This window comes from Hoyosella altamirensis, assembly GCF_014191505.1.
GTDB lineage: Bacteria > Actinomycetota > Actinomycetes > Mycobacteriales > Mycobacteriaceae > Hoyosella > Hoyosella altamirensis.
The window spans coordinates 166,879-193,830 of the sequence record NZ_JACHWS010000005.1; the positions used below are offsets into that span (position 1 = coordinate 166,879).

The window sequence follows — 26,952 nt, forward strand, 5'->3', positions numbered from 1 at the left end:
CTTCTCAGAGATCTCCCTGAGTGCGCTACCAGCCACGCTCCGCGAGCCGGTGCGACTGTGGGAGGTCGTCGACGTTGATACCCACCATCGCTTCGCCGAGCCCTCGTGAAACACTCGCCAGCGCATCTGGATCGTCAAAGTATGTGGTTGCTTTGACGATCGCGGCGGCACGTTTGACGGGATCGCCGGACTTGAAGATTCCGGAGCCGACAAAGACGCCCTCCGCGCCTAGCTGCATCATCATCGCCGCGTCAGCGGGCGTAGCAATACCGCCCGCGGTGAACATCACTACGGGAAGTTTGCCCGCCGCAGCAACCTCGGCGACGAGTTCGTAAGGTGCCTGCAACTCCTTCGCCGCAACGAAAAGCTCATCCTTGCTCAACGACGTCAGCCGACGGATGGCTCCGCCGATCTCACGCATATGAGTGGTCGCGTTCGACACATCACCGGTACCAGCCTCGCCCTTCGACCGGATCATCGCCGCGCCCTCGGTGATCCGGCGCAGCGCCTCGCCAAGATTGGTCGCACCGCAAACGAACGGCACCGTGAACTGCCACTTGTCGATGTGGTTGGCGTAATCGGCGGGCGTCAGCACCTCCGACTCGTCAATGTAATCAACGCCCAGACTCTGCAGGATCTGCGCCTCAACGAAATGCCCAATGCGAGCTTTCGCCATCACTGGGATGGATACCGCATCAATGATCCCCTGGATCATGTCGGGGTCGCTCATCCGGACGACGCCACCCTGGGCCCGGATGTCAGCAGGCACCCGTTCAAGCGCCATTACGGCAACCGCGCCGGCATCCTCCGCGATCTTGGCCTGCTCGGGCGTGACGACGTCCATGATCACGCCCCCCTTGAGCATTTCAGCCATACCGCGCTTTACGCTGGCCGTGCCGGTGACAGGCAGACCGGCGTCAATTGAATTGGTCGGGGTTGCGCTCACGAAAGTCTCTCCTGCATATGGCGTCAAGGTTGGGGGTCTGTTGGGGGTCTAAAGTACTCGGGGTTTCATCCTATGAGGTCGACTCCGCAAGTGCGAAGCCCGGCCCATTCCACACCCCAAGTTAGTGGATTCGGCGGGGTGCCAGGTCTTGCCGCTCACCGTCGAGAACAGCTACCGCTTCGCTGACGAGATTGGGGAGTTCCTCGGGGTATACCTTCTCACCAGCCAAAGCGAGCGTTTCCATTTCGGAAGGCGTGCACCATTTGTAGTCGCTGACCACACGATTCTCCAAGTCCGTCAAACCAGTCATCGACGGGACGAACTCCCCAGTCCGCGCGACGAAGAACTCTTCCTCGCTTCGCATCACTGTTCCATTAAACGAAAATACGTCTGAGCGCTTCCACACCGGGCCTCGGAGGGCGCTCGCCGGGACTTCATACCCGGTTTCCTCACGTAACTCACGTACGGCGGTTTCGCGGAGCGACTCCCCTGGCTCCACTCCTCCGCCAACAGTGAACCAGAAGAACTCCCCAGACCCCTCGGGATCCCGTCCGCGTAACAGCAAAACTCGATCGTGCTGGTCAAGCACCACGATTCGAGCGGAGCTGCGCGGCGCTGCAGCCTCGAACTGCGGGGAAAGTTCCCGCTCGGCGATCTCGAAATGCAGTGGTTCAGACGCGGTACCAGCGAGACGAAGCCAGCGCACCGGACGGCGTCGGCGCAGCGTCGCGATGTCTCGAACAGCATCATTGTGGAAGCGCCGTGCTATGAGGACTCGCGCCTCGGCATCAGCGAGTTCCGCAGCGAGTTGCGGACTTAGCGATGCAGGCCGAATCTGCGCGAGCGCGGCGGAGAGCGCGTTCTCGGCGTCCTCCCGGTCATCGCGGTCAGCGCGCTCCGCGCGCAGGGACAGACGCTTCAATTTGTCGGCATGCCGGACTGAGGTGTCAGTATCCGTGGGAGCGCGGGTAAGCGCGTCGGCGATCGAGCGTGCAACGACAGCGCGGCGGCCCAGTGCGGCATCGAGCGCCTGCCATGCCTTGTCGTACCGGATATGGAGCCGGTCCAGCCGACTCGCCGTCGTCATGATCCAGGCAACCGTGATGACGACAATCGCGACAACGGCCGCAGTGAGGAGGAGAAACCACCACGAGGTCATCGACCATCCCCCCTTCTCATGCCCGACGCAGCGGCTTCGGTGGCGCCGGCGCTGTCATGACAACCGTTTCGTAGACGCGCAGGACCTGCCGTGAAACTACGCTCCAGTCGTAATGGAGGACAGCAACGCTAGCGCCTGAAATGATCTCCTCACGATATTCGTCGTCGGCGAGGACGCGGTCGATTCCGCGGGCAAGATCGCTGGCGCTGCCGGTTCGTGTCAGACACCCCGCCCGCCCATCACGGAGAACCCTGCGGAACGCATCGAGTTCACTCGCCACCACCGGTGTGCCCGCGGCCATGGCTTCGACGAGAACGATGCCGAAACTCTCACCGCCGAGATTGGGTGCGCAATAGACGTCGGCGCTGCGCAATGCCGCTGCCTTTTCCGCGTCTGTAACTTGCCCAAGAAAGCGAAAATGACGCTCAAGCGGACCGAGCTCCTCGCGCAGCTCCGCTTCGTCGCCGCGGCCCACGACGAGGACCTCGAGATCAGGGTGCCGCTCCACCAACTCAGGCAATGCCTTCACCAACACCGCCATGCCCTTACGGGGCTCGTCGTAGCGACCGAGGAAAAGAATGGTCTTCCCAGGCCGGGGATATCCCGGAAGCGGCCGTGCGGTGGCGAAAAACCCGACATGGACCCCGTTGGGGATCTCGACAGCGTCTGATCCCAGAGACTCGATCTGCCAGCGCCGGGCCAACTCAGAGACCGCGATTTTGCCGTTGATCTTCTCGAGCAAAGGCTGTAGGACGGGCTGAAAAGTGCTGAGCACGAGCGATTTGGTTGTCGACGTGTGGAAGGTCGCCACAACAGGGATATCGGCGAGGCTCAATGCGAGCATCGACAGGCTTGGCGCGTTCGGCTCGTGCAGGTGCACCACGTCAAACTGATTCTCAGTGAGCCAGCGGCGCACTCGAGCGTAGGCGACGGGACCAAAACTCAGCCGTGCCACCGAACCGTTGTATGGGATCGGCAGTGCCCGTCCAGCTGAGACGACATACGACGGAAGTTCAACATCATCGGAAGCGGGCGCCAGCACGCTCACGGTGTGTCCCATCTCGATGAGGACTCCAGCGAGTTCAGCCACGTGCGCCTGAACACCGCCGTGCACATCAAACGAGTAAGGACAGACCATCCCGATCTTCACAACGCATGCTCTTTCGCCGGCATATCTCCCCATCCGCTACGGATCCCGGATCCCCAGCTGCCCGGGCTCCCCTACTCGATTGTCTCTCCACTCTTGTGCGCCGTGCACTAAGTCGCTCCGGTCGGCACTCCCATCCGGACGAGTCGTTCCGGCGACAGGTCTTCCCACCAGAGCGGCTGCAGCATGTGCCAGTCTGCCGGATACCGCACAATGTTCAGGGAAAAGACATCTGCCAGTTCCTGCGTTGCCGAGGCAACTCCCTGAGCCAAGTCGATCTCTGGCTCCACTTTGAAGCCCCAGCCGTTGTGTGTGAACCAGCAGTGCACCGGTACCAATGCTGCGCCCGTTTCCTGCGCGAGCTTGGCTGGGCCAGCGGGAAAACTGGTCCGCTGACCGAAAAAGTCCACCGGGATTCCCGCCGCAGTCAAGTCGCGATCCGCTAGGAGGCACACGACCTTACCTTCGCTCAACCGTTCCTTGAGCACCAGCGAAGGTGGTCGCTCGCCACCGCTCGTGGGGAAGATCTCAAACCCCAACGACTCGCGGTAGTCCACGAAGCGCTGATACAGCGACTCCGGCTTGAGCCGCTCCGCCACAGTCGAGAACCTGCCAAGGGTGTGAACAAGCCACACCCCGGCGAGATCCCAGTTGCCGCTATGAGGCAGCGCGAGCACGACACCCCGTCCGCTCGCGTGGGGGTCAAGTAAATTCTCGCGGCCGTGCACACTCTCGTCGATTGACCGGGCTACCTCAACGAGGTCCATGGAGGGCAGTCTGAAGGCTTCGCGCCAGTAACGCGCATACGAGCGCATCGCAGCACGCATCAACACATCTGGGACCGCGACTGGGTGGGTACCGAGTACCCGGGCGAGGTTTTGCCGCAACTGGTTTGGGCCGCCCCCGCGCGCCGCATAGTCGGCGCCAAAATTGAACACTCCGGCGGCAACTGGCTCCGGCAGCGAACGAACGAGCCGCCACCCCGTCGCAAATGCGTAGTCCGACAAACTGTCCACCATCGCAGGTGAGTCGTTCATTGAGGCTCCTGAGGGGTTTCAGGCTGAGTTTCGGCCATCACGGTGAGCGCGCCGGGTGCACGCCGAACGGCCGCCACGCGCTGGATGACAGTGAGGACACTGCCGACGGCGAGCAGCCACATTGCGACGTGGATCGCCCAGAACACGCCGATCCCGGTGAAGCCCGCACCGAGAAGCACGATGACCAAACGATCTGACCGCTCAATCAGTCCGCCGTCAGCCGTGAGGCCACTCGCCTCCGCACGCGCCTTCGCGTAGGAGACCACCTGGGAGGTCACCAGACAGATCAGTGTTGCAGCTACGAGGGGCCTGGACTCTTCGTGGTAGACCGCCCACCACGCTAGTGCCGCAAAGATCGCACCATCCGCGATACGGTCGCACGTCGCATCAAGCACAGCCCCATACGGCGTGCCACCGCCCCGGGCCCGGGCCATTGCTCCATCAACGAGATCGAACAGAACGAATAAGGCGATGACTACGGCACCCCAGAAGAGGTGGCCGGTCGGGAACAGCGTGAGAGCAGCCGCAACCGTAGCGGTTGTGCCGGCGATAGTCACGGCATCCGGGCTAATACCCGCACGAACCAGCGCCCTTCCGAGTGGCGCGGTGACTTTCGACACCGACGGTCGCCCGAAAACGCTAAGCATGACAGCCCTTTTCCGTGATGAATGGATGAACGTTACCGAGAGCCTATAACCGGACAGGCGCGAAAGCGCGCCGGGCCCGCCGACGTTCGCCTCGCACGCGAGTTACGTCTCAGTTTGCGGCGTCTCCCAAGCCAGGGAGAGAAGCGATCGCGTTTCCCGCAAAAGCTGTGGCAGAACTTTCGTTTCACCGGTCACGGTGATGAAGTTCGCGTCTCCTACCCAGCGCGGGACCAAATGCTGATGGAGGTGCGCAGACAATGAGCCCCCTGCGGCGCCACCGAGGTTCAGGCCGACGTTGAATCCGTGGGGCTGCGACACGCCACGGATTACTCGCAGCGCCACCTGCGTGAACGCGGTGAGTTCACTGCTTTCCGCTTCATTGAGTTCGGTGAGGTCGGCAACATGACGGTAAGGCACGATCATCAGGTGCCCCGGGTTGTACGGGTAGAGGTTCAGTACTGCGTAAACCGTGCTGCCCCGCGCAATAACCAGCCCTTCCTCGTCGCTCATCTGCGGGATCCGGCACAGCGGGCATCCCTCGTCTTTTTCCGGGACAGATGAGTCTGCGATGTAGGACATGCGGTGCGGTGTCCAGATACGCTGCAGCCGGTCGGGCACACCTACCCCAGAGTCGACGAGCTGGTCGTGGTCCACGATCAAGGGGCCCCGTTTACGCGCAGTGTCTCCGCGGCGGGGGCTGCGTTAATCCGGCCCGACACCCAGCCCGTAATGGTCTCTATCGCCTGGTCTGCGGGCACCCCATTCAGCTGCGAGCCGTCATGGAACCGGAAGCTCACTGCTCCAGCTTCTACGTCACGGTCGCCCGCGAGAAGCATGAATGGAACCTTGCCGGTCGTGTGGTTGCGGATCTTTTTCTGCATCCGCTCATCGCTGACGTCTACTTCGGCACGGATCCCGGCCGACTTGAGCTGCGAGATCACCGAAAATAGGTGCTCTTCATGCTTCTCCGCAACGGGGATGCCCACTACTTGCACTGGCGCAAGCCATGCGGGGAACATGCCCGCGTAGTGCTCCGTCAGGACGCCGAAAAACCGCTCAATCGAACCGAACAGAGCGCGGTGAATCATCACTGGGCGCTGGCGGCTCCCATCGGGGCCGGTGTACTCCAGGCTGAAGCGCTCGGGCATGTTGAAGTCGAGCTGGATCGTCGACATCTGCCAAGTGCGACCGAGGGCGTCCTTAGCCTGCACAGAGATTTTCGGACCGTAGAACGCGGCCCCGCCCGGGTCGGGCACAAGTTCCAGACCAGAAGCTTTACCGACCTCTTCGAGCGTGCGTGTGGCCTCTTCCCACACCTCGTCCGAACCGACGAACTTCTCGGGATCCTTGGTGGACAGCTCGAGGTAGAAATCGTCGAGACCGTAATCCTTGAGCAGGTCGAGGACGAACCGCAAAATGCTGGTCAGCTCGTCGTGCATCTGCTCCCGAGTGCAATAAATGTGCGCGTCGTCCTGGGTCATCCCGCGCACCCGAGTCAGTCCGTGCACCACACCAGAACGCTCATACCGGTAGACCGACCCGAACTCGAACATTCGCAGCGGCAGCTCACGGTAGGACCGGGCACGCGTGGCGAAAATCAGATTGTGCATCGGGCAATTCATCGGCTTGAGGTAATAGTCCTGGCCGGGCTTGCGGACTGTCCCATCGTCATCGAGTTCCGCGTCGATGTGCATCGCCGGGAACATGCCGTCTTTGTACCAGTCGAGGTGACCCGATACCTGATAAAGATCCGATTTGGTGATGTGCGGGGTATAGACGAACTCGTAGCCGGCCTCGATGTGGCGCTGGCGGGAGTAGTCCTCCATCTCTTTGCGGACAATGCCGCCTTTCGGATGAAACACCGGCAGGCCAGAACCTAGTTCGTGCGGGAAGCTGAACAAGTCGAGTTCGTTGCCGACGCGGCGGTGGTCACGCCGTTCCGCTTCGGCCAGGAGTTCAAGGTGGCGGTCGAGCGCTTCCTGGGACTCCCAAGCTGTGCCGTAAATGCGCTGCAGATCCTCGCGGCTCTGATCGCCACGCCAATACGCGGCAGAAGTGCGGGTCAGCCTGAACGCTGGGATGTGTTTCGTCGTAGGAGTGTGCGGTCCGCGGCACAGGTCGCCCCACACCCGCTCCCCGCTGCGGGGGTCGAGGTTGTCGTAGATCGTCAGCTCACTGCCACCGACCTCCATAACCTCAGGGTCATCCACACCCGATTTGTCATCAATCAGTTCCAGCTTGAAGGGCTCTTTTGCCAATTCCTCGCGCGCTGCCTCCACCGATTCGACCACTCGCCGAGAGAACCGCTGTGACTGCTTGATGATCTTCTTCATCCGCGTTTCGAGCCGGGTGAGGTCTTCCGGTGTGAACGGGCGATCCACCCGGAAGTCGTAGTAGAAACCATCCTTGATCGGCGGGCCGATACCGAGCTTCGCTTCGGGGAACTCTTGCTGCACGGCCTGCGCCAACACGTGAGCGCACGAATGGCGAATTACGCTGCGGCCTTCTTCGGTATCCGCCGCGACAGCCTCAACCTCAACGTCCGAATCGGGCGTCCAGGAGAGATCTCGCAAGGTCCCGTCCGCATCGCGCACCACAACAATGCCGTCCGCACCTTTGGTCGGCAGGCCGGCGTCGAATACCGCCCGCCCGGCCGCCGTCCCGGCCGGCACGGCTACGCGCTGGGCCTGGGAACGAGTCACGGGCGTCGTCACAGTGCGAATCTCCTCATCTGCATCTGTCCAGAATGGACGGATCACTCGCGCCCATTACGGCCGCCACCTTCAACGACGGCTGCGCCGGGCATTACATCAAAACACCTTCGAGCCACGGCCAGTCGATACCGAACCACCCGGCAAAGAGGCCGAGCACTCCGAAGAACCACAGCGTCACCACCGTGACGGCGACCGTGACAAGAGCGCCCAGGAAGCGGATCAGCAGATGCTGGCGCGAATACCACCCGCGTAGCGCGTGATATCGGGCCATACCGTATCTGAGGACACGCCGGGCCCAAGCGAACTCCGTGGAAAGGATACCTAATCCTGTGAACACGATGAGCCAGCCTGGTCCCGGATACGGGATGAGAATAATCCCGACGATCACCACCAGCGCGCCCAGAGCGCCGATGAGAGTGCGGTAGGCGAGGGCAGAAAGAGGATGACTCTTGATGAACGAGCGCACCGACAGGGCGCCCGCGAGCAAGGGGCGATGACGGGGAGTGCCGGTTGGTTCAGTCGCCAATTCGGGGCCGGTTGATCTATTCATGCCCCAGTCGACCTATGGAGCAAAAATCGTGCGGAACCACAGTTCCACCGCGGAATCATGAACCCATTGTGCCGGTACTTCGAGAAGCTAGCCAACCCGGCCTGCGCGGACAGATAGAGACATACCAGACATCCCATACATACCTCGCAAAAATGTGGCGAAAAGCTGTCCGTCTCGGCAGACTGGGCGCTGGCGCTCAAAGCGCCATGCACGAACCAATCGATCGGAAGGATTCCGAAGCATGGGTATCGGCGACAAGATCAGCAACAAGGCTCAAGAACTCGCTGGCAAGGCAAAGGAATCTGCCGGGGCCGCGAAGGGCGATGACGAACTGAAGTCCGAAGGCAAGGCCGATCAGGCCGAGTCCTCAGTTAAGAAGGGCGCCGAGAAGGCCAAGGACAAGGCGAACGAAATCGCTGACAAGGCCACCGGAAACTAACTGACCATTGAACGCAAAAGCCCCCGGCTGCCCATAGGGCCCGGGGGCTTTACGTTTCTTTCGTGTGGTCCCGACTGGGATTGAACCAGCGACCTTTCCGGTGTGAACGGAACGCTCTCCCACTGAGCTACGGGACCAAAGAGTGCCGTGCATTAAGCCCGGATGCGGACGAAACGATAGCACGAGGCGGCGGTGGCCACCAACAGTCTCGTCCTCACAATATCTGCGTGCGCAGCGCTTCACCGCAACCGGCGGGCGACGCAGCCCGAGGCAGATCGCAACACACCGCTCTCACGCTAGGGATTTGTCTCAGCGGCTGGGTTCAGCTAATGTTCTCAACCGCACCGCCGAACGGAACCAACCCGGGCGGCACGGAGCATGCGGATGTAGCGCAGCTGGTAGCGCATCACCTTGCCAAGGTGAGGGTCGCGGGTTCGAATCCCGTCATCCGCTCAAGACGTTGGGCTTGACCCCCTACGGTGGAGTGGCCGAGTGGCGAGGCAACGGCCTGCAAAGCCGTGTACACGGGTTCGATTCCCGTCTCCACCTCTTTACGAGGTTCCCGCGCGATTAGCTCAGTGGGAGAGCGCTTCCCTGACACGGAAGAGGTCACTGGTTCAATCCCAGTATCGCGCACCATAGTTACCCCAGGTCAGAGCATTTCTGACCTGGGGTTTTCTCGTTCGTGCAATAGGCGTGCGAGGGCAGCGCCGCAGACGCACCGGGCCGCGGCTGGCCAGCCTTACAGCCAGATCCCCGGAGAACGTGGCGCCATTCATCCCACCTCACGCGAATGACCTAGACGCGAAGCATCGGTCACGCTGTCATGCGGCCTGTCATTCTCGCGTTTCGCCCGCCGGATCCCTATCAGTAACAGGACGCTGGCGAGCAGGAGAATCGGCCACGGAGTGAAGGGATTAATGACTCCGTCGATCATGGTCAGGCCCCCCAGCATCCAGGCGACGAAGGCAGGCGGGGTGATACGCCGCCGATGAAGCCACAGCAGGAGCAGCCCGAGGATGAATAGCGGTGGAGCAAAGCTGGCCAGAGTCAGCCACAGGGCACTCCCCGCTGGGCTCATGTTGGAGAAATCTTCACCCCACAGCTCCCCGCTGAACCACGCAGGAACGTGACGAGCAGCGTCCTCGACGACGAACGCGCCGACAGTGTGCGCGGTTGCATACAGCACCATGAGCCACGCCGCGATTCTGATCATGCTCTCGCCCCCATTGCGCATCGGCAATACATGGCATCCATACACTACTGTATGTATATTCAATACAGTAGTGTATGGATGTGGTGAAGGGCAAGTGGACCAAGCAGATGTGGATCGATGCGGCGCTGCGCGCAATCGCGCGAGGCGGGGTGTCCTCAGTCGCGGTAGACAACCTTGCGACCGAGCTCGGCGCGACCCGAGGCTCGTTCTACTGGCACTTCAAGGACCGTCGCGACCTCATCGAGAAATCGATGATCGCCTGGGAGGAATTGGAGACCGGACGCGTCGAGCGGTCGATGGCCGAGATCGCAGACCCCGTGGAAAGGATGCGCGCCGGCTTCCTCATTGCACTGGCCGACGTCAATGACGCGAGCATCCCGAACTTGGAACCGGCGATATATGCGCAGCCGGACGATCCCGTAGTCGCAGCAGCTATCCAGCGGGTGAACGCGCGGCGCATCGACATCCTGACTCGCGGATACGCCGACCTCGGCCTAACACCTGAAACCGCCAGGCTCCAGGCGGTTCTGGCGTACGCCACCTACCTTGGCTGGCTCCAGCTGCAGCGCATCGCCGCCGATGAAGTACCTGAGGTTGCAACAGAAGGACCGGCGGCACAGGCATTCGCAGTCCACATCATTGAGCAGCTTGTTCCGGGCGCGCGGGATGAGAATCGCTGACACTTGCTGCCACGATCCGGGAACCTTTTCACCGGTGTCGCGCACCACCCGTTGAGTCCGAACCGACTAGGACCCGGGCGGCCTTCACTTTGTCGGCTCCTCCTCGGTTGTGGATTGCATCTCCTCGTCGTCAAACGAACCCGCAGGCCGGTCTGCCGGTCCTCCTCCAGGCCCAGGGCTCCCCTTGTCCCGCGAGCCCGGTGCACCGCGTTCCTCCTGCGGTTCCTCCGTCAGCCGTTCGCCGCCGTTGTCAGTCATGACTACTCTCCCTCCTCCCGGTCCAGTCGCCGGGGATGACTCTGAATTACCCGCAACCGCGCCCTTAAACCCCACCGCACCCATGCTGTCCACCCCAACATCTGTCGAGAAACGCATCGCCCGCGCGGCCGATCGACGTAACTTTCTCTGCACGTGACGAGTGCAAGATTTTCGTGCAAGGTTTGAGGGAAGACGATGAGTTCACGAAAGGGTCCCGCAGATGACGGACGTTGCTTCAGCCGCGCCAGCCGACGTGATTCCAGCGGACCTGGGAATTGAGCGTGCAGCGCCTTCCGACGCCGGTGAACTCGCCTACCTCGCGGCAGTCACTTTCCCTCTGGCCTGCCCGCCCCACACGACCAGAGCGGACATCGCAACGTTCATCACGCGTAACCTCTCCCCTGCGCGGTTCACCGAGTACCTGCAAGACGTCACGGTCGCGGTTTTTGTAGCCAGGGAGCAAGGCGCAGCTATCGGCTATGCGCTTTTGCGTGAGGGTCTGCCGCCAGGCGAGAGTACTTATTCACTCCCCGAAGGCCCGGCGATCGAACTCAGCAAGCTGTACGTTCTCCCCCACCATCACGGAAACGGTGCGGCGACACTGCTGATGCGCAGTGCAATCGAGTACGCGCGCCAGACGAGCGCAGCCACGCTGTGGCTCGGGGTCAACCAACTTAACGTCCGGGCCCAGCGCTTTTACCAGAAAAGTGGCTTCGCCAAGGCCGGCACAAAGACGTTCACCGTCGGCGCGGAAACTGAACACGATTTCATATTCGCGTTGTCGCTGCAGATAACGCCTTAGGTGTTGCTGTGCGCGGCGGCACCGAAACGAGACAGGGCAAGCAAACGTGATGTCGCACGCAGGTACTTCTTGCGATAGCCACCTGCGAGCATTTCTTCGGTGAAGATCTCGTCCAGCCGTGCGCCCGACACGATCACGGGGATGCTCGAGTCGTACAACCGGTCTGCGAGCACCACGAAACGAAGCGCGACGGCCTGATCGTCAGCAGGACCGACATTGTCGAGGAAGACGGCGGAAACGCCTTCGACCAACTTGCCGTAGCGGGAAGGATGCAGCTTGCTGAGGTGCTCGCACAGCTCGTCGAAGTCATCGAGGGTGGCGTCGGGCGTTTCGGCCGCTCGTTTCTCCAGCTCAGCGGGATCTGTAGGTTCGGGGGCCGGTGGCAGGTCGCGGTGGCGATAGTCAGGCCCGTCGACGCGTACCGTCTCGAACACTGACGCCAGCTTGCGTATCTCTCTGAGGAAGTCCTGCGCGGCGAAGCGGCCCTCGCCGAGCTGCCCCGGAAGAGTGTTCGAGGTCGCGGCGATTGAGACGCCGCGCGCCGAAAGCTCCGTCAGGAGCCGCGACACCAGCATCGTGTCGCCGGGATCGTCAAGTTCAAATTCGTCGATGCAGAGCACAGAGTGGCTGGCCAGTTCATCGACCGCCTTCATGAAGCCGAGAACACCCACGACGTGGGTCAATTCGACAAATGTGCCGAAGGCTTTCGGTTCGGGGGCAGCGTGGTAGATCGATGCGAGCAAGTGTGTTTTACCGACGCCGAAGCCGCCATCGAGGTACAGCCCGCTGCCAGTCGTACTCTTCGATTTGCGCCCGAACAGACCGCGCTTGCCCTTTTTGCGTTTCGCCACTTCGCTGGCGAACTCACTCGCGGTCTGCACTGCCTGGGACTGAGATGGTTCCTTGGGATCCGGAATGTACGAGTCAAAACTGACGTCGTTGAACATCGGCGGCGGCACCATTTGAGCCACCAGTTGATCAGCGGGGATCACCGGTTTCCGGTCAATCAGGCGCTCAGTCATTCGTGCATCGTATCCGCGTGGTCAGATAGACACTGTGCAGTACCTCAAATGTGCGACAGATTTCACAGCTACCTGCGACGATGCCGAGCTTCGCCAGATCTACCGCTACCCCGAATCTTCATGGCTCCGAGTGAACTTCGTTTCGAGCATCGACGGAGCTGTTACCTCAGGAGGTTTGTCTGGGGCGCTTTCGAGCGAAACGGACAAGCACCTGTTCGGTCTTCTGCGGGAACTTGCCGACGTCGTCGTTGTAGGCGCGGGAACGGTCCGGGCGGAAAACTACGGCGGCGTTGCCATCAGTGACGATGCTCGGCAGCGACGGCTCGAGGCTGGGCAGTCAGCTGTCCCGCAAATCGCAGTCGTGACCGCAAGCGCGAACCTTGACCCGCACTCGCGGTTGTTCACTGACACCGCTGTCCCTCCGCTGATCTTCACCAGTGAGCAAGCGCCACAAGGCGCCATCGCAGCGCTGCGCGCGGCGGGGGCCGAGGTGAACAAAATCAGAGTTGGCCCGACCGGCACCCTCGATAGCCATGAGATCCTCCGGATTCTCCGTTCTTCGAATCGTGGAAAGGTCTTATGCGAGGGCGGACCCAGCCTGCTGGGCGCGCTGCTGGCCGCAGACCTCGTAGATGACCTCTGTTTGAGCGTCACTCCTGTGCTTACGGCTGGGAGCAGCGGCAGGATCGCAACCGGTGAACTGCCGCAGCAGCGGAGAATGCGACTCGCGCATACGCTGTCAGGAGATGACGGAACGGTGTTCACACGCTGGGTCCGGTCCCAGGAATCGCCAGGCCAGTGAAAGGAGTGCGCGCAGGTGCAGAACCGCGCCACCGTCGACCACTCACCGCTAAGGCGCAGGGCAGTGCTCGCCCTTTTGTTGGGGGCCTGCTTGTTCGCCTCGGCCTGTGGGGCGGTTCCGTCGAACAGGCCTGACGTCGCAATTGATTACGGCCCTCCGCCAGCTGGTACGCGTGACGAAGCACCTGACGGCGCACCGCCGGAACTGGAAGCGCCCCAGACTGCGATGCGCTGGCAGGACTGCACAGCGACGGTTCTCGCGCACTACAACCTCGACGTCGATCTGCCCGGAGTCACTCTCGAATGCGTCTCCTTCGCGGTGCCTTCAGATCCGGACGGGCGGGTAGCGGAATGGCTGAACATCGGGCTGACACGGGCGCGATTAGCCGAGACGCCTGAGAATGTGGCCCCGCTGGTTCTGACGACGGGCGCCTCACAGCCAGCCTCCCGTGCGCTCGCCACGATGGTGGATACGAGCGGTGCGATTCTCGCTGAACGGCCCATTGTCGCCGTAGACAGGCGGGGAACTGGCTTTTCAGATCGCGTCAGCTGTTTCACCCGCGCTCTGGAGGAGCAGCAGATCGACCTAGGTGCGGGAACACCCGGCCGCGATCCTGTTGACGCGGCGGCAACTGTGGGGCGCGACTCGACGCTAGCGTGCACCGACCACATCGAACCTCTGGAGACTCTTTTCACCGCAACCAACGCCGCTCATGACCTAAATGCGCTGCGTGATTTCTGGGGTGTCGACACGCTCGCGGTCGCGGGAGTGGGAAATGGCGCCGTGGTGGCGCTGGCTTATGCTGCGCTGTTCCCGGGCGGCGTCTCGCGGCTGATCATCGACTCGGCACCGGCGGTGGCCGAATCGGGTCCTTCGATGCCGGGTGCTGATTCACTCGCTGTTGCGGCCCAGCAAGCGGAAGGCGCGGAAGCTGCGTTAGGGACGTTCGCTTCGTACTGTCAATCCATCGATTGTCCGCTGGGGCCTGACGCCCTCGGCGAGATCCGTAGCCTCCTTGAGCAAGCCGCAAACGGCCAGGCAGGACCGCTGACACCGGGGGCCGTCGTGACCGCAATACTCGGATCTCTCGGCGAAACCAGCCAGCCCCCGAACGACCGGATGGAGCGGCTCGCCCAGGCACTTGCCGCGGCTCGCGGGGGCACCGCTGATGGCCTGATTCAGCTCAGCTACGACATGCACTCGATCATGGGCGATGATGGTCAGTTCATCGGCCAATGCAGCGACGCGACCACACGTGCCGTCCCCGAGAACATCCGCGAGCTTCTCGGCGGGTGGAGCAGTGACTATCCCCACGTCGGCGAGGTTCTCGCGTTGCGGCAGTTGCTCTGTGCAGCGTGGCCCGCGATCGACCCTGTCGAACTCCCGGACGAACTGTCCGCCCCCGCCCTGTTGGCGGAAGGAGAAAACGACCCCTGGTCCGGTACTGGAACAAGCGCTGATCTGCGAGGATCACTGCTGGCGAGTGGCGCCGCAACCTTCCGGCTTGGCTGGCAAGGCATGGGGCACGGCGTGCTTCTCCACTCTCAGTGCGGCGCTCAGCTCATCGCAGCGATGATCACCAACGGCCGGGTGCCCGAGGACAATACCTGCCCGGCGTAAATGTGACGTGCGGCGGGGCATACCGCATCCGCGTCCGACTTGGGGTAGTTTACCTGCGTGTTTCCCTCACAGTTGAAGTCAAGGTCGCCTTTGAACACGGCGGACATCATCAGCATGGTGATGTGGCCGCTCGCCGTGATGACGGTCATTCACCGCACTGTCATCCTCGCCTTCAACGGTGCAGTGACCAACGACTTCCTGCCGATCTACACGGCAGCTGTCAACTTCATCAACTACACCGATGTCTACCTCGGCAACTTCAACTGGACAGACCCGCACTATCTCTACCCGCCCAGCGGCACCCTGATGATCGCTCCGCTCGGCTATCTCGACTACGATCTTGCGCGCCGCCTGTATATCGTGATCAACGCCATCGGGATTTTGATCGCCGCCTACTACCTGCTGAAGATGTTCGGCTACGGCCTGAAGTCCGTCGCGATGCCCATCACGATCTTCGCGATGTTCTCCACCGAGACGGTATCTAACACTCTCATTTACACAAACATCAACGGGCTGATTTTCCTCGCGCAGGTACTTTTTCTGAAGTTCCTCCTCGAGCGCCGCTTGTGGTGGGCTGGGGTGCCGATGGGGTTAACGATTGCGATAAAACCGATCTTGGCGCCACTGTTGATCTTCCCTTTCATCAAGAAACAGTGGCAGCCATTTGCGGCGTCCTTCGGGATCCCACTGGTGCTCACGGCCATCGCCTGGCCGCTGTCTAAAGACCCCGGGCGATTTGTGCGCGAAACCGTCCCCTACCTAGCCGAATCAAGGGACTACTTCAACAGTGCAATCTCCGGCAACGCGGTTTACTACGGCTTGCCTGACTGGATGGTCCTCGGACTTCGCGGACTCTTCGCGGTCATCACCCTCACGTCGCTCTGGCTTCTCTACCGCTACTACCGCGACGATGAACTCTTCTTCCTGTGCACAGCGTCGGGCGTGATCCTCACTGCCCAGTTCCTGCTCGGGTCGCTCGGCCAGATGTACTACTCGATGCTGATCTTCCCACTGCTAATGACAGTGGTCATGAAACGCTCGGTGATGCGGAACTGGCCCGCGTGGCTCGCGGCATACGGCTTCCTCACGTTTGACATGTGGTACTCGGTGCCGTGGCGCCAAACGGGTGAAGCGCTGCAGTTCCTCCGCACGACGCTCGGGTGGAGCCTCCTGCTGATCGTGGTCTGCACCGTGCTCGTGAACCGTTATCTCGATGCACGGAAAGCGGGCACGCTGGATCAGGGACTCGACCCGCCCTATATTCGCGACGACGTGGAGTACGCGGGCGTGCCCACGAAGTACCGGACACCGCCTGCCCCCTGAGCAGTCTTCGAGCCACGCACCAGATTTGCTGCAGTATCGCGACCATTCCAGGCTGTTCGGGCGAGGTGATTCAGCGATACTCAGCACGTGATGTCGGCGAGCGCACTTCGTACCCTGGATGAACTGCACGATCGACTCGATCTGCATACAGGCGATATACAGGCCAAACGTTCTGCGTTCTGGACAATGCTTGCCCTGTCCGGGGTGATCGCGACCGCCGGTGTCATTACCGATTCGACCGCAACGGTTATCGGCGCAATGATCATCGCGCCGCTATCCACGCCCATCCTGGGCATGGCGCTCGGGGTTGTCACTGGTTCAATTCGACTGATAGCGCGGTCGGCAGCGGTGGTTGCATTTGGCGCGCTCGTGGTCGTTGTTATTGGTCTTGTAGGTTCTGCCGCGATGTTCGACGTGCCGGACATCATGCAGAACTCGCAGATTAGTTCGCGCACTTCGCCTCGCATCATGGATCTTGTGGCAGCGATCGCGACTGGACTCGCAGGGTCATTCGCCATTGCCCGGCGTGATCTCGGAGATGTCCTTCCGGGTGTGGCCATCGCCATCTCTCTAGTGCCTCCGCTCGCTGTTGCTGGAGTGTGCTTCGGATCGGGAGATTTCCTTCATGGGCTTGGCGCACTGCTTCTTTTTCTCTCGAACGTTGCTGCGCTCATCACCGCATGTGTCCTCGTTCTCGCGATTTCTGGTTACACCGCCGCGGCACAGCACGACGGCGCATTCCGGCGCGGACACGCGTATCTCGCGGTAGGCGCGTTCCTCGTTGTCGTTGCGATCCCCATTACCGTCAACACGGTCACTCAGATTGTTGTTGCGAAGTGGGTCTCGGACGTGCGCACGGCCGCCACCATTTGGATAGCCGACACTCCTCGAGGCCATGTCGAGAAAGTGGACTCGAACGGCGCACGGATCACCGTAGACGTGCGAAGCCCTGATCTTCCGCCCCCGCTTGAGGTGCTGATGTCTGATCTCGAGCGGACCGTGCCATCATGGCTGGAAGTGACGATCGTGCACACCCAGGGCGAACGCATTCCCGAATAACGTATTAGCGTTGAAGCATGAGTAATGAAGAGTTGCCCGCCCCGAAGGTTCAGCTCACAGATTCAGAGTGGCGCCAGCGCCTCACCGCGGACGAGTTCGTCGTCTTGCGACAGGCGGGTACGGAGCGGCCATTCACCGGTGAGTACACCGACACGAAGCAGCCAGGAGTGTACGAATGCCGCGCGTGCGGGGCTGAGATCTTTCGCAGTACAGAGAAGTTCGAATCTCACTGCGGCTGGCCCTCGTTCTTTGATCCAGCGTCATCCTCTGCGGTAATCCTGCGGGAAGACAAGTCGCTTGGTATGCGCCGTGTCGAAGTGCTGTGCAGCACATGCCACAGTCACCTCGGCCACGTATTCGAGGGCGAAGGCTACCCCACCCCCACTGACCAGCGTTACTGCATCAACTCGATTTGTCTCCGCCTGGTCCCTGAGTAGGCCAACCGTCGTTTTTGCCCCCGTCTGGATCATGATCCGGGCGGGGGTTCATTCGTTTTCCGGTCAGTACCTCGTCCAGGTCTATCCGTAGGGCGTTGCAGATCATTTCGAGTTCATCGATGCGCCACGGATGGTCCCCCGCGAGGCGACGGGACACGCTGGCTTTGTTCATGTGAATCAGTCGGGCTAGTTGCGACTGACTGACGCGCAGTTCTCCCAGTTTGCCGCGCAGACGCGTTGCGATGTCTGCTGTGCGGTTCTGCGCTGCTGGGTTCGGGAACATCAACACGCTATCCATAACGCATAATCTACACGCTCAGCGAAATTGCGCAACTGTGACCAGGACATTGTTACCCACAACGCAACACGCCGACGCTAACAAGCTGCTTGCGCCCGTATCTCACATGTGCCTACTGTTGCTGTGTGCGAAACACTGACACTCTCACATACACAGTGGCTGGCAACGTTCGCGCCGAACTGGGACGGAAACGCGTATCCCAGGCAGGCGCATCCACATCACTGAACATCAGCCAAGCCGCATTCTCCCGCCGCATATCCGGCGCGATCCCATTCAACGTCGAAGAGCTAGGCAAGCTCGCGAAACTCCTCGGAGTTCCCGTTCACCGGTTCTTTGAGGGCCTCAGTCAGGCAAAGACGCCCGCCGCATGAAAAAGCCCTCACCTGTTCACAGCAAGTGAGGGCCAGCCGAATCACCAACATCCAAGAAAGGATTGACGTGACAGATCATACGTCACAGATCGTCCCCTTCCAATACGAAGGTGCACAGCTTCGCACTGTCGTGATCGATGGCGAACCGTGGTTCGTTGCACCTGACGCGTGCCGCATGCTCACCCTCCGTGATGTGACATCCGCGCTGAAAATGGTCGACCACGACGATAAGCAGACTTTGCGCAGGTCAGATACTCCGCACATGTTCGAGGGTATCGCCCCGCAGGTCCAGTTGGTCACTGTCGTAAACGAATCAGGCATGTACGCGCTCATCTTCCAGAGCGAGAAGGAAGAAGCACGCAAGATTCGCCGCTGGCTGACTCGCGAGGTTCTCCCTGAGATCCGTAAGACCGGATCGTACGGATCACCGTCTCTTCCTGATATTTCTACGCCTTCCGGTGTGCTCGCGATGTCGGAGATGTTCAACCAGACCGCGAAGCAGCTCGTCGCCGCGACGGAACAGAACCAGATGATGGCCGCGCAAATCCGCAATGACGCCCCGAAGGTCGCGAAAGCTGAGGCGCACACTGCGTCCACCTCGTCGATCCACCGGCAAGGATTCGCCCGCGAAGTACAAGCGTGGGGCATCAAAACCGGCGTGAAAATCAACCACGAACAGGTGTACGCGTTCCTCCGCCACAAAGGCATGCTGATCGACGGTGACCGTTCCGACCGTAACCACGCCACCTCCACGGCTGTGAAGAACGGGTGGGCGTGGACCGAAAAGGGAACGACCGAAAACGGGCGTGACTACTTCGTCACCCGCCTGTACCCGAAGGGGCAGGACATCGCGTGGAAGTGGATCACCGGGTTTATTGACGCGAACGGGCACCTCGAGTTGCCGCGCCGGATCGGGGCGGCGTCATGAAGTTCAACGGCGAATACCTCTACAGGGTCCGCGTCCTGAAATACCCCGACGGCGCGTTCCAGGCCGTCAACCCGACCGATCCCGACTGTGACGAGTGGGAACCCACCCCTGGCTGGCAGCCCCCAGGGTGGCGGCCCGAAGGCCGGTACACCGAGATGATGGGCACCCACGAGTTCGTGTGGCCCGTCACCAACCAAGTCTATGCATCGCGTTCCACGGCGAAGAAACGCGCGGACCTTCTCGAACGGTATGGCGCGACCGTCGTGATCGAACGATCCACCCCCATCGAATGGCCGGATACCGAAGTGGAGGCCACGTCATGAGTTTGTCTGAGTCTCAGGTCCGCCGGATTGTGGACGAGTTGGCGGATGAGGTCGTGAACCGGCTCCTCGAGCTAGAAACCGATGGGATGGTTGACCCTGTTTTGAATCCGCCGCTGCCTAACAAGGTGTTCATCGACGACGAGTGGGTTGATCGGGTTCCCGGGGAGCAGTACGCGCAGGACTCTGCTTACGCCGCTTCCGGGAACGCAGCGATCAATTCAGCTATCGCGGCGGGGTTCCATCCGGGTCATCAGAAGACACAATCATCCACGCAGGCCACATCGAGGGACGCACGTAAAGCGTGTGATCCCGCAGGATCTGATCCTTCAGCACTATCCGCACGGCAGCCACATCATCGGCCGCCAGGGCTTGTCGCATCGACTGATCAATCTCTTCCAGGTCGGCATCTACTGGGAGTAAATGACTCAGATGGCCATGCGGAGGCATCAGGTGAGCGGGCTGGTAGTACAGGCGCAGGTAATTCGCCACAGGTTTCTCCTTCTGTTGATGTTGGCGCTCTAACAGTAGGAGAACGTGCCGCCCACGATGAGGTGGGCGGCACAACCAGAGAGGGTCTGCCACCCGAGTTGAGTGACCGGATTCGACGCAGCATCAACGAGGCCTGTGCGCTGCACATGCGGATGCGTGACCACATGATGCCCCTCAGTGGTTCAGGGCCGCCAACACAGTCGCGTCGTGATCGTGCGGCGTGGGGAACTGTTGCGGGACGGTCGGTTTGCATTTTTGTGGTCCTCGGTGTTATCGCCCTGATCGTGGCGGTGGCGTCATGAATGCCCGCCAGTTTGTTTCGCCGCCGAAGGTGCAGTTACGCCCGGGCCGTGAGTGGGCCGTTGCTCGTGGTGAGTTCGAGATCCGCCGTTTCCCTATCCATGAGCTACAGGCCGCGATGACATACGCACGCGGAATGAACAGTCAGGGGGTGGCGGACCTGTGAACGACCTTGTTTTGACTGCTTCCGAAGCGCGAGCTTTGACTGACCGGATCAAAACGGGTGTCGAAGCTATATGGGAGCTGATTAAGCAGGCGTATCAGTCCCGTGCGTGGGATGCGCTGGGTTATGCGTCGTGGGATGACTACTGTACCCGCGAGTTCGGGACCAGCCGGATCCGGTTGCCGCGTGAGGAGCGGCAAGAGGTCGTGGCGTCTATGCGTGAGATCGGTATGTCTACGCGCGCAATCGCAAGTGCAACAGGTGATCACTACAGCACGATCAGCCGTGAACTTGGACGTGTTGCAAATGCAACACCTGATCCTCAGCCGGTTACTGGCACGGACGGCAAGACCTATTTGCCGCGCTCATCGTCGCCGCTCATGCCGCAAACCGACCTCGATGAACTCAATCAGCCGAATATCGCGCCCGGCATGACCGCTGACGAACTCAACGATATGCGAGTCACAGAACAACCCGATCCCACGGGGAATGCAGATCCACAGCCGGTAAAGCCGAAGCGGCGACCCATCACAGATGCATTCGACGAAGCCACCTACGAACTGAAACGAGCAACCGAAAGAATCACGAGACTCACGACCGATGACCGAATGAAAAAGAACACGGACCAAATCGTGGCAACCAACCTAACCGACCTGATCCGTGCCCGCGACGCCTTGAACGGCGTCATCACCACACTCGAAGGATAACCCATGACCACCAAATTCGTTCTCCACCCTGACCACAAGAAACCCTCACACTCCATAATCCACATCGACCCGCAGCTAGCTCGACGCGTCCTAGCCAGGAACACCCGAAACAGGCCAATCAGGGAATCACACGTCGTCACCCTCATGCGGGAAATGGAATCAGGACGATGGAAGTACAACGGCGAGGCAATCAAATGGTCCATCGACAACGTCTTACTCGACGGACAGCACAGGCTCACCGCGCTATCGCGACTTCCGGACGACTACCCACCCGTACCATTCCTCGTGGTCCGGGGACTTACCAATGACTCGCAAGACACGATGGACCAGGGACGCACACGGACCGCTGCAGACCAACTTTCCATCGATGGACTAACTGGCAACACAAACCACCGCATGATTGCAGGCGCAATCCGCGTGTACCTCCAATGGGAGCGCGGCCACTTCTTCCTCGACCGCGCGTCCAACACGATCAGCAACCCTGAAATTGTTACCTGGGCACATGAGCATCCAATTGACATGGAACTCGTCAACGACATTGCATCACAACGTTTGCGTCGCGTAAAGATAAGGCCTTCCGTAACACTCGCCGTCATGCTCAAACTGCGTCAGATCGACGGGGAAGCTCAGCGAGAGTTCGCCGAATGCCTCTATACCGGCGCGAACCTTGACGAGGGAAGCCCGATCCTCACGCTCCGAGAGCGATTCGATCGCTTGAAGCAACAAAACGTAAGCACCACAGACCGTGACGCCGTGGCCTTCTTCATTGTGGCTTGGAACGCGTGGCGGGATGGCCGTAGGTTGACGAAACTTCAACGTCCGAAGGTTGGCACCTGGACCCGCGACAACTTCCCGGAGCCGAGGTGACATGTCATGAACCACAATTGGCTGCCTCCTGAGCGTGACCGTGACCCGGACGAGGAGTTCGACAAAACCGAAGTGATCCTCGGGATCATCCTCATGTCCATCCTCGGTGGCCTCCTCGGTCTCACTGTTTTCCTGGCGTGGACGTGGTGACCGTGAACTGGGAGCAAGAAGCCGAACGGCACCTCTCCGCCGCGAACGTATGCGACCTGTCCGCATCGAAAGGCCCGGACCGGTACACGTACACCCTGCAAGCCTCGTCACATAGGCACGCTGCTTTGACCTGCTCACTACTCGCCCTCACTAAGGAACTGCGGGCAGCGAACCAGGCGGATGACCGTATGAAACAGGTCAGCGTGTTCCTCGACAAACTGATTGAGAAGACCGTTCCCAGTGAGGACGGTGAACCATGATCCCGGTCGAGTTCAAGTACCCGCATGATGTGCTTTTGGGGATGCTGCGGGCCGGGGGCCTTCCCGACCAGGGTGTCGTGCATTCGTCGGTGTCGCATGCGTTGCCGCGGTGGGCTGAGCCGACACCGGAATGTGAGGAGTGCGGCGATCCTGGTGTCGCGAGCGTGTCGTGGCACGAGATTCGCTGTGAGCAGCAAGCTGCCCTGTCGCAAGCGTCCATGGAGCTCGGTCCTCAGTATCTTGAGTGCCCGATCGACCGGGAGTGGTTCTTCTGCCAGTCGTGCGCGTATGCGGTGATCAGTGACGCGCTCAGTGATCCGTTCCGGGACCGCACCGCGATTGTTGAAGTTGAGGTTTCGGGTTGGTGGATCGCCCGTAACCGGCAAGGCGGTGCAGCTTAAATGCGTTGGCGTGATGAAGCGTTGTGCAGGCCGGGGACGTGGGAATCCACCTTGGATTGGTGGGCTGCGTATTCGAGCGTTGATGAGGCTGAGGCCGAGTGCGCGAGAGTGTGCCACCGGTGCCCTGTTGTGAAGCAGTGCCGTGACGAGGCGGAACGGCTCGGTGATACGGGTGTGATCCGCGCGGGCCGGTACCTCGGCAACGACCGTAAGCGCGGGAAACCGATGCTCAAGAACGATGGTGACCCCTGTCTGGATTGCGAGGTGCCGACGCGTAGCCGGCACATGGTGTACGAGAAGGGGCTTGAGCTGCCGGAGGGGTGGGCGATACGGCACGCCAAAGGCTTGTGCAGAGCGTGTTATGAGGCCCGCCGCGGCGCGGGGACTTTGCCGGAGTCGGAGAAGCTGCAGGACGGCGACCCGTGTTTTGGGTGCGGGAGGCCGACTCGAAGCGCGCGGCGTTCGTGGCAGGAAGGCATGCCGGAGGGGTGGGTGCGTCGGGAGAACGGCTCGATGTGCGCCCGCTGCTACAACGCCAGCCGACAAGCCAAGAAGGCTGGGGTGGCGGCATGACGGATTCGTTGTCTCCTGGTGGCGCGGCGTGGCAGTGCATCATGTCGCCGTCGAAGGCGGCTGCGGTGCTCGGAGTCTCGCGCTACGAGTCCGCATACCGGTTGTGGCACAGGATGAAGGGCCTGGTGGATCCGGAGCCGCCGAGAGATATTTTCACGACTGGGCATGCGATGGAACTCGCGCTCGCCTACTTGTGGCGGGAAGAGAACCCGGGCTGGCAGCTCTCCCCCGGTGAGGTGCGGGTTGCGCATGACCGGTTCGGTTTCCCTCTGGTGGTGCATCTGGACCGCAGGGCACGCCGGGGGTCCGGCCACAAACGCATCGTCGAGTTCAAGACTGCACGGAAGCTTGAGGAGTGGGGTGACCATTTCACCGACCAGGCCCCCGCCGACTATCTCGTGCAGGTGGTGGCGCAGCAGCATTTCACTGGGTACACCGAGCATCCCGCGCATCTGATGGTGATGGGCCCGTACCTGCAGCATCACACGTATGTGATCGAGTACGACGCCGAGCTCGGCGCGCACATCGAGGCAGAGTGCCGGAAGTTCATGGACAGCCTCGCGGGTGATACGCCCCCGGATCTCGACGACAGCATCCCAACCTATGAATGCGTTCGTGAACTGCATCCGGGTATTGAGGACCGCGAAGTCGAGCTTGACGACAGCCTCGCACGAGCTTATCTCCGCGCGGACGCGGAGCTGAAAGCAGTCACGAAGTACCACCGCAGCGTGAAAACAGAAGTGCTCGACCGTATCGGCGACGCACGCCGCGCCATCTGCCAGGGCCACAGAATCGCCGACCGCCGACCAACTGGCCGCGGCGCTATCGCCCTCTACGCAGCGAAAACCAATCCCGAAGACCTCATTGGAGAAACAGCATGAGTGAAATTGAAGTGCAAAGCCACACAGGTGAAATCGTCTCCACGACCGCGAATCTTGGTGGTGCGTCGCTGGCTGAACAGTTCCGCCAGTGGGATGAGGCGTACCGGTTCGGGCAGGGTATCTGCCGGTCGCAGATCATCCCGGAAGCGTTCCGGGTGAAACCGAATGATGTGAACACTGGGCGTGACCCGGCAGCGGATATTGCTGTGGTGGCGTTGCGTGCAGCGCCCCTGGGTATGGATCTGATGACCGCTTTGGAAACCATGTTTGTGGTGCATGGGCGTGTGTCGATGTCCGCGAAGATGAAGGCCGCCCTGATCCGGCGTGCTGGGCACGTGCTGCAAGAAGTCGAGGCCACAGACAAGGTGGTGCGGTATTACTCGCGGCGCCACGACACGGGGGAAGAGTTCACCTCTGAGTGGACGATCGAGCGTGCCGAACGTGCGAAGTACACGAAGAACGAGAAGTACGCGACGAATCCTCAGCAGATGCTGCGGTGGAAGTGCATCAGCGAGACGGGTGACGCTCTTTACAGTGATGTGCTGCTCGGCATCCCGACACGTGAGGATCTGATCCTCGAAGGCGAATCCGAGCCAGTCCGCGCGAGCACGGTGGCACCGAAGGGCATCGAGGGTGTGAAAGCACGGCTCGGCGTCGGCAGCCACAGCGTGAACACTGAACCCGCCCCACAGGCTGAGCCAGCCGCGCAGCCACCTGCTGGTGACGCTACTAAGCCGCAACTCGCGAAGCTGAACATGCTGCTGGAGAAGGAAGGTCTGGCGTCGAAGGAAGAGAAGCTCGACTGGCTCAGCAAAACGTTCAAACGCGCATTCACCAGCTCCTCCGAGCTGTCAAAGCACGAAGCAAGCCAGTGCGTCCAATTTTTAGAAGGCGAGCAGGCGAAGAGCGATTCAGGTGAGACAGGTGGTCACCGTGCCTAGAGGAATCACTGTGGACGATCCGCTGACGCACCTGCTGGAAAACGTGACGAAAGACATCAGCACAGGATGCTGGAATTGGACGGCTTCGAGGAACCGCTATGGCTATGGGACTGTGTCCCTGAAGGCTATCGGGGGCCACAAACTCGTTCATGTCGCGATGCATGAACTGATGGTCGGTCCGGTTCCGGAAGGTTTGGAGCTAGACCACCTGTGCCGCAATAGGTCTTGCTGTAACCCAGACCACCTGGAACCTGTGACGCACGCAGAGAATATGCGGCGGGGCGCGCCCTACTGGGCTGAGCGGACTAGATCTGAGTGCCAGCGTGGTCACGCGCTGGCCGGAACGAACGTTCGTACATATCCCAATGGGAAGCGCTATTGCGTTACGTGTCGGCTTGAGCGGCAGCGGATTCGCCGCGCTGAAGCTCGGTCAAAAAGCCCCGGCCCTGGCAGTGGAAGCTACCTGAAATCAAGAACTCATTGCCCCCAGGGGCACGCGTACGACGATCGAAATACGTACGTCGATAAGACCGGAAGTCGGCAGTGCCGTGAATGCAACAGAACTCGGAATCGAATGAGACGTGCAGCTCGGAAGCAAGGAGTTCCAGCATGACAGAACTTCCGATCGTTGCACTCGACGTGGAGACGGACGGTTTGGCGCCGTGGCGTCACGTGTGGGAAGTCGCGATGATCAAGCGCTGGCCGGACGGGCACGTGAAGCGGAGGCATTATTTCATTCGGGACGCTGTGAATCTTGCTCGCCTGCCTGACCTGACTGGTCTCAGGGTGGGGGGCTATTTCGAGCGGCATCCGCAGGGTGTGCGTGGCCCGTCGGTGGGCGCGCATGAAGCGGAACGAATCCTGTCCGCGTGTGCGTCGTTCCGGCCCGCTGCGTATGTGGCGGAGAAGGTCATGGATTTCACGTTCGACGCGTATCTGGTGGGCGCGAACGTCGCGTTCGACGCGGCCTCGCTGGAGCGGTTGCTGCGGGGCCACGAGTGCGCGCCGGGCTGGCACTACCGCCTGATTGATGTGGAGACGTATGCGGCGGGGAAGTTCGGGTGGCCCTACCCGCGCGGGCTGCGTGGCACCGCCGAGCAGCTCGACATCGACGTGGACGGAACCAAGACGCACACAGCGATGTACGACGCCGAGCTGGCCATGCGTGTCTACGACGCTGTCTATCACCACGTCCCCGCCGAGCTCGTCGAGGAGGCCGTGTCATGAACCTGTTCGTTCGCTTGGAGACGTTCCAGGATTTCACGCACCGGGTGTATGTGGCGTTCCGGGATCACCAGCGCGCGATCAAGCAGCTCGCCGAAGCGGTCGCGACGGTCGCGGAGGTGGTCGACGAGCAGCATCACGCGCTCCGGCAGGCCGGGCTGATCGACACACCTTGCGTGGGTGAACGCCTCGCGCAGAAGCAGCAGGAAAAGCAGCAT

General features: G+C 61.1%; 36 protein-coding genes and 4 tRNA genes. 27 read left to right on the top strand and 13 right to left on the bottom strand.

All coding sequences use genetic code 11. The annotated features are described in order from the left end of the window. Positions 1-25 precede the first annotated feature (25 nt). The 8 genes from pdxS to FHU29_RS21840 all read right to left on the bottom strand — a co-directional run bounded on the left by pdxS (position 26) and on the right by FHU29_RS21840 (position 8,200). Positions 26-946 carry a pyridoxal 5'-phosphate synthase lyase subunit PdxS gene (gene pdxS / locus FHU29_RS21805; protein WP_013806608.1) on the bottom strand — a complete coding sequence of 307 codons (921 nt, stop codon included), beginning with the start codon at positions 944-946 and terminating at the stop codon, positions 26-28. Positions 947-1,067: 121 nt separating this feature from the next. Beyond that, complete coding sequence (locus tag FHU29_RS21810; RefSeq protein ID WP_064438730.1) at positions 1,068-2,105, bottom strand: NUDIX hydrolase; 1,038 nt, start codon at positions 2,103-2,105, stop codon at positions 1,068-1,070. A gap of 16 nt (positions 2,106-2,121) precedes the next feature. After that, the gene (locus tag FHU29_RS21815) at positions 2,122-3,255 is read right to left on the bottom strand and encodes a glycosyltransferase family 4 protein (protein ID WP_064438729.1); all 1,134 of its coding nucleotides are present in this window, start codon (positions 3,253-3,255) and stop codon (positions 2,122-2,124) included. 107 nt (positions 3,256-3,362) lie between these two features. Then, positions 3,363-4,289, bottom strand: coding sequence for a phosphatidylinositol mannoside acyltransferase (locus FHU29_RS21820; protein WP_064438728.1), 927 nt, complete (start codon positions 4,287-4,289; stop codon positions 3,363-3,365). Beyond that, on the bottom strand, positions 4,286-4,936 hold the full coding sequence (pgsA, locus tag FHU29_RS21825) for a phosphatidylinositol phosphate synthase (RefSeq protein ID WP_064438727.1): 651 nt from the start codon (positions 4,934-4,936) through the stop codon (positions 4,286-4,288). Before pgsA ends, FHU29_RS21820 begins: the two co-directional genes overlap by 4 nt. A gap of 102 nt (positions 4,937-5,038) precedes the next feature. Further along, complete coding sequence (locus FHU29_RS21830; RefSeq protein WP_157094890.1) at positions 5,039-5,590, bottom strand: ATP adenylyltransferase; 552 nt, start codon at positions 5,588-5,590, stop codon at positions 5,039-5,041. A 2-nt stretch (positions 5,591-5,592) separates the two neighbouring features. After that, positions 5,593-7,650 carry a threonine--tRNA ligase gene (gene thrS / locus FHU29_RS21835; RefSeq protein WP_064439077.1) on the bottom strand — a complete coding sequence of 686 codons (2,058 nt, stop codon included), beginning with the start codon at positions 7,648-7,650 and terminating at the stop codon, positions 5,593-5,595. A 91-nt stretch (positions 7,651-7,741) separates the two neighbouring features. Then, a complete protein-coding gene (locus tag FHU29_RS21840) occupies positions 7,742-8,200 on the bottom strand; it encodes a TIGR02611 family protein (protein WP_232322856.1) in 459 nt (152 codons plus the stop codon). Positions 8,201-8,441: 241 nt separating this feature from the next. Between FHU29_RS21840 and FHU29_RS21845 the strand changes: the two genes are divergently transcribed. Then, the gene (locus FHU29_RS21845; protein WP_064438725.1) at positions 8,442-8,639 is read left to right on the top strand and encodes a CsbD family protein; all 198 of its coding nucleotides are present in this window, start codon (positions 8,442-8,444) and stop codon (positions 8,637-8,639) included. A gap of 65 nt (positions 8,640-8,704) precedes the next feature. Here FHU29_RS21845 and FHU29_RS21850 read toward each other — a convergent pair. Further along, positions 8,705-8,776, bottom strand: a tRNA-Val gene (locus FHU29_RS21850). A gap of 243 nt (positions 8,777-9,019) precedes the next feature. Here FHU29_RS21850 and FHU29_RS21855 point away from each other — a divergent pair. From FHU29_RS21855 to FHU29_RS21865, 3 genes are all read left to right on the top strand, one after another. Next, positions 9,020-9,092 (top strand) — tRNA-Gly (locus FHU29_RS21855). A 25-nt stretch (positions 9,093-9,117) separates the two neighbouring features. Beyond that, positions 9,118-9,188 (top strand) — tRNA-Cys (locus FHU29_RS21860). Positions 9,189-9,203: 15 nt separating this feature from the next. After that, positions 9,204-9,278: transfer RNA gene (locus tag FHU29_RS21865), tRNA-Val, on the top strand. A gap of 136 nt (positions 9,279-9,414) precedes the next feature. On the opposite strand, the gene FHU29_RS21870 is transcribed toward FHU29_RS21865, so the two are convergent. Beyond that, the gene (locus tag FHU29_RS21870; protein WP_183377648.1) at positions 9,415-9,855 is read right to left on the bottom strand and encodes a DUF6463 family protein; all 441 of its coding nucleotides are present in this window, start codon (positions 9,853-9,855) and stop codon (positions 9,415-9,417) included. A gap of 74 nt (positions 9,856-9,929) precedes the next feature. On the opposite strand from FHU29_RS21870, the gene FHU29_RS21875 reads away from it, so the two are divergent. Continuing rightward, the gene (locus tag FHU29_RS21875) at positions 9,930-10,535 is read left to right on the top strand and encodes a TetR/AcrR family transcriptional regulator (protein WP_083962096.1); all 606 of its coding nucleotides are present in this window, start codon (positions 9,930-9,932) and stop codon (positions 10,533-10,535) included. A gap of 84 nt (positions 10,536-10,619) precedes the next feature. Here the strand turns inward: FHU29_RS21875 and FHU29_RS21880 are convergent, their stop codons facing one another. Continuing rightward, positions 10,620-10,793: a hypothetical protein gene (locus tag FHU29_RS21880; RefSeq protein ID WP_183377649.1), complete on the bottom strand. Its 174-nt coding sequence runs from the start codon at positions 10,791-10,793 to the stop codon at positions 10,620-10,622. Positions 10,794-11,013: 220 nt separating this feature from the next. Between FHU29_RS21880 and FHU29_RS21885 the strand changes: the two genes are divergently transcribed. Next, on the top strand, positions 11,014-11,595 hold the full coding sequence (locus tag FHU29_RS21885; protein WP_083962095.1) for a GNAT family N-acetyltransferase: 582 nt from the start codon (positions 11,014-11,016) through the stop codon (positions 11,593-11,595). Here FHU29_RS21885 and zapE read toward each other — a convergent pair. Continuing rightward, positions 11,592-12,617 carry a cell division protein ZapE gene (gene zapE, locus FHU29_RS21890; RefSeq protein ID WP_064438723.1) on the bottom strand — a complete coding sequence of 342 codons (1,026 nt, stop codon included), beginning with the start codon at positions 12,615-12,617 and terminating at the stop codon, positions 11,592-11,594. The genes FHU29_RS21885 and zapE overlap by 4 nt on opposite strands. Before the next feature lie 34 nt (positions 12,618-12,651). Here zapE and FHU29_RS21895 point away from each other — a divergent pair, with 34 nt between their 5' ends. The 5 genes from FHU29_RS21895 (at position 12,652) to msrB (ending at position 17,858) form a co-directional block, all read left to right on the top strand. Beyond that, the gene (locus FHU29_RS21895) at positions 12,652-13,419 is read left to right on the top strand and encodes a pyrimidine reductase family protein (protein ID WP_064438722.1); all 768 of its coding nucleotides are present in this window, start codon (positions 12,652-12,654) and stop codon (positions 13,417-13,419) included. A 15-nt stretch (positions 13,420-13,434) separates the two neighbouring features. Further along, positions 13,435-15,039 carry an alpha/beta hydrolase gene (locus FHU29_RS23775; RefSeq protein ID WP_064438721.1) on the top strand — a complete coding sequence of 535 codons (1,605 nt, stop codon included), beginning with the start codon at positions 13,435-13,437 and terminating at the stop codon, positions 15,037-15,039. A 57-nt stretch (positions 15,040-15,096) separates the two neighbouring features. Next, positions 15,097-16,362, top strand: a complete 1,266-nt coding sequence (locus tag FHU29_RS21905) for a glycosyltransferase family 87 protein (protein WP_064438720.1) — start codon at positions 15,097-15,099, stop codon at positions 16,360-16,362. 90 nt (positions 16,363-16,452) lie between these two features. Continuing rightward, positions 16,453-17,421, top strand: coding sequence for a TIGR00341 family protein (locus tag FHU29_RS21910; protein ID WP_064438719.1), 969 nt, complete (start codon positions 16,453-16,455; stop codon positions 17,419-17,421). Between the two features lie 17 nt (positions 17,422-17,438). Next, positions 17,439-17,858 (top strand): peptide-methionine (R)-S-oxide reductase MsrB, encoded by a 420-nt coding sequence (msrB, locus tag FHU29_RS21915; protein WP_074390711.1) that lies wholly within the window; start codon positions 17,439-17,441, stop codon positions 17,856-17,858. Here the strand turns inward: msrB and FHU29_RS21920 are convergent. Then, positions 17,824-18,156 carry a helix-turn-helix domain-containing protein gene (locus FHU29_RS21920; protein WP_064438718.1) on the bottom strand — a complete coding sequence of 111 codons (333 nt, stop codon included), beginning with the start codon at positions 18,154-18,156 and terminating at the stop codon, positions 17,824-17,826. The genes msrB and FHU29_RS21920 overlap by 35 nt on opposite strands. A gap of 125 nt (positions 18,157-18,281) precedes the next feature. Between FHU29_RS21920 and FHU29_RS21925 the strand changes: the two genes are divergently transcribed. The 16 genes from FHU29_RS21925 to FHU29_RS22000 all read left to right on the top strand — a co-directional run. Continuing rightward, positions 18,282-18,527 carry a helix-turn-helix domain-containing protein gene (locus FHU29_RS21925; protein WP_064438717.1) on the top strand — a complete coding sequence of 82 codons (246 nt, stop codon included), beginning with the start codon at positions 18,282-18,284 and terminating at the stop codon, positions 18,525-18,527. Between the two features lie 67 nt (positions 18,528-18,594). After that, positions 18,595-19,455: a BRO family protein gene (locus tag FHU29_RS21930; RefSeq protein ID WP_064438716.1), complete on the top strand. Its 861-nt coding sequence runs from the start codon at positions 18,595-18,597 to the stop codon at positions 19,453-19,455. Beyond that, entirely contained in the window at positions 19,452-19,778 is a 327-nt protein-coding gene (locus FHU29_RS21935) for a hypothetical protein (RefSeq protein ID WP_064438715.1), read from the top strand. Before FHU29_RS21930 ends, FHU29_RS21935 begins: the two co-directional genes overlap by 4 nt. Further along, positions 19,775-20,569, top strand: a complete 795-nt coding sequence (locus FHU29_RS21940; RefSeq protein WP_183377650.1) for a hypothetical protein — start codon at positions 19,775-19,777, stop codon at positions 20,567-20,569. Before FHU29_RS21935 ends, FHU29_RS21940 begins: the two co-directional genes overlap by 4 nt. Next, positions 20,566-20,733 carry a hypothetical protein gene (locus tag FHU29_RS21945; RefSeq protein ID WP_157095430.1) on the top strand — a complete coding sequence of 56 codons (168 nt, stop codon included), beginning with the start codon at positions 20,566-20,568 and terminating at the stop codon, positions 20,731-20,733. The genes FHU29_RS21940 and FHU29_RS21945 overlap by 4 nt, the downstream gene beginning before the upstream one ends. Next, positions 20,730-21,437 (top strand): helix-turn-helix domain-containing protein, encoded by a 708-nt coding sequence (locus FHU29_RS21950; RefSeq protein WP_064442591.1) that lies wholly within the window; start codon positions 20,730-20,732, stop codon positions 21,435-21,437. Before FHU29_RS21945 ends, FHU29_RS21950 begins: the two co-directional genes overlap by 4 nt. Before the next feature lie 3 nt (positions 21,438-21,440). Next, a complete protein-coding gene (locus tag FHU29_RS21955; protein WP_232323094.1) occupies positions 21,441-22,304 on the top strand; it encodes a hypothetical protein in 864 nt (287 codons plus the stop codon). A 6-nt stretch (positions 22,305-22,310) separates the two neighbouring features. Next, positions 22,311-22,454 (top strand): hypothetical protein, encoded by a 144-nt coding sequence (locus FHU29_RS21960; RefSeq protein WP_157095432.1) that lies wholly within the window; start codon positions 22,311-22,313, stop codon positions 22,452-22,454. Further along, positions 22,451-22,714: a hypothetical protein gene (locus tag FHU29_RS21965; RefSeq protein WP_157095434.1), complete on the top strand. Its 264-nt coding sequence runs from the start codon at positions 22,451-22,453 to the stop codon at positions 22,712-22,714. The genes FHU29_RS21960 and FHU29_RS21965 overlap by 4 nt, the downstream gene beginning before the upstream one ends. After that, complete coding sequence (locus tag FHU29_RS21970; RefSeq protein ID WP_064442593.1) at positions 22,711-23,115, top strand: hypothetical protein; 405 nt, start codon at positions 22,711-22,713, stop codon at positions 23,113-23,115. The genes FHU29_RS21965 and FHU29_RS21970 overlap by 4 nt, the downstream gene beginning before the upstream one ends. Next, positions 23,116-23,688, top strand: coding sequence for a WhiB family transcriptional regulator (locus FHU29_RS21975; RefSeq protein ID WP_064442594.1), 573 nt, complete (start codon positions 23,116-23,118; stop codon positions 23,686-23,688). Continuing rightward, positions 23,685-24,569 (top strand): YqaJ viral recombinase family protein, encoded by an 885-nt coding sequence (locus FHU29_RS21980; protein ID WP_064442595.1) that lies wholly within the window; start codon positions 23,685-23,687, stop codon positions 24,567-24,569. The genes FHU29_RS21975 and FHU29_RS21980 overlap by 4 nt, the downstream gene beginning before the upstream one ends. Beyond that, a complete protein-coding gene (locus FHU29_RS21985; protein WP_064442596.1) occupies positions 24,566-25,510 on the top strand; it encodes a hypothetical protein in 945 nt (314 codons plus the stop codon). The genes FHU29_RS21980 and FHU29_RS21985 overlap by 4 nt, the downstream gene beginning before the upstream one ends. A 112-nt stretch (positions 25,511-25,622) precedes the next feature. Then, positions 25,623-26,123, top strand: a complete 501-nt coding sequence (locus FHU29_RS23860) for an HNH endonuclease signature motif containing protein (protein WP_369689868.1) — start codon at positions 25,623-25,625, stop codon at positions 26,121-26,123. After that, positions 26,120-26,737 (top strand): 3'-5' exonuclease, encoded by a 618-nt coding sequence (locus FHU29_RS21995; RefSeq protein WP_064442598.1) that lies wholly within the window; start codon positions 26,120-26,122, stop codon positions 26,735-26,737. Before FHU29_RS23860 ends, FHU29_RS21995 begins: the two co-directional genes overlap by 4 nt. Beyond that, positions 26,734-26,952: hypothetical protein (locus FHU29_RS22000; RefSeq protein ID WP_183377651.1), on the top strand; the 219-nt coding region annotated here is incomplete at its 3' end. The genes FHU29_RS21995 and FHU29_RS22000, both read left to right, overlap by 4 nt.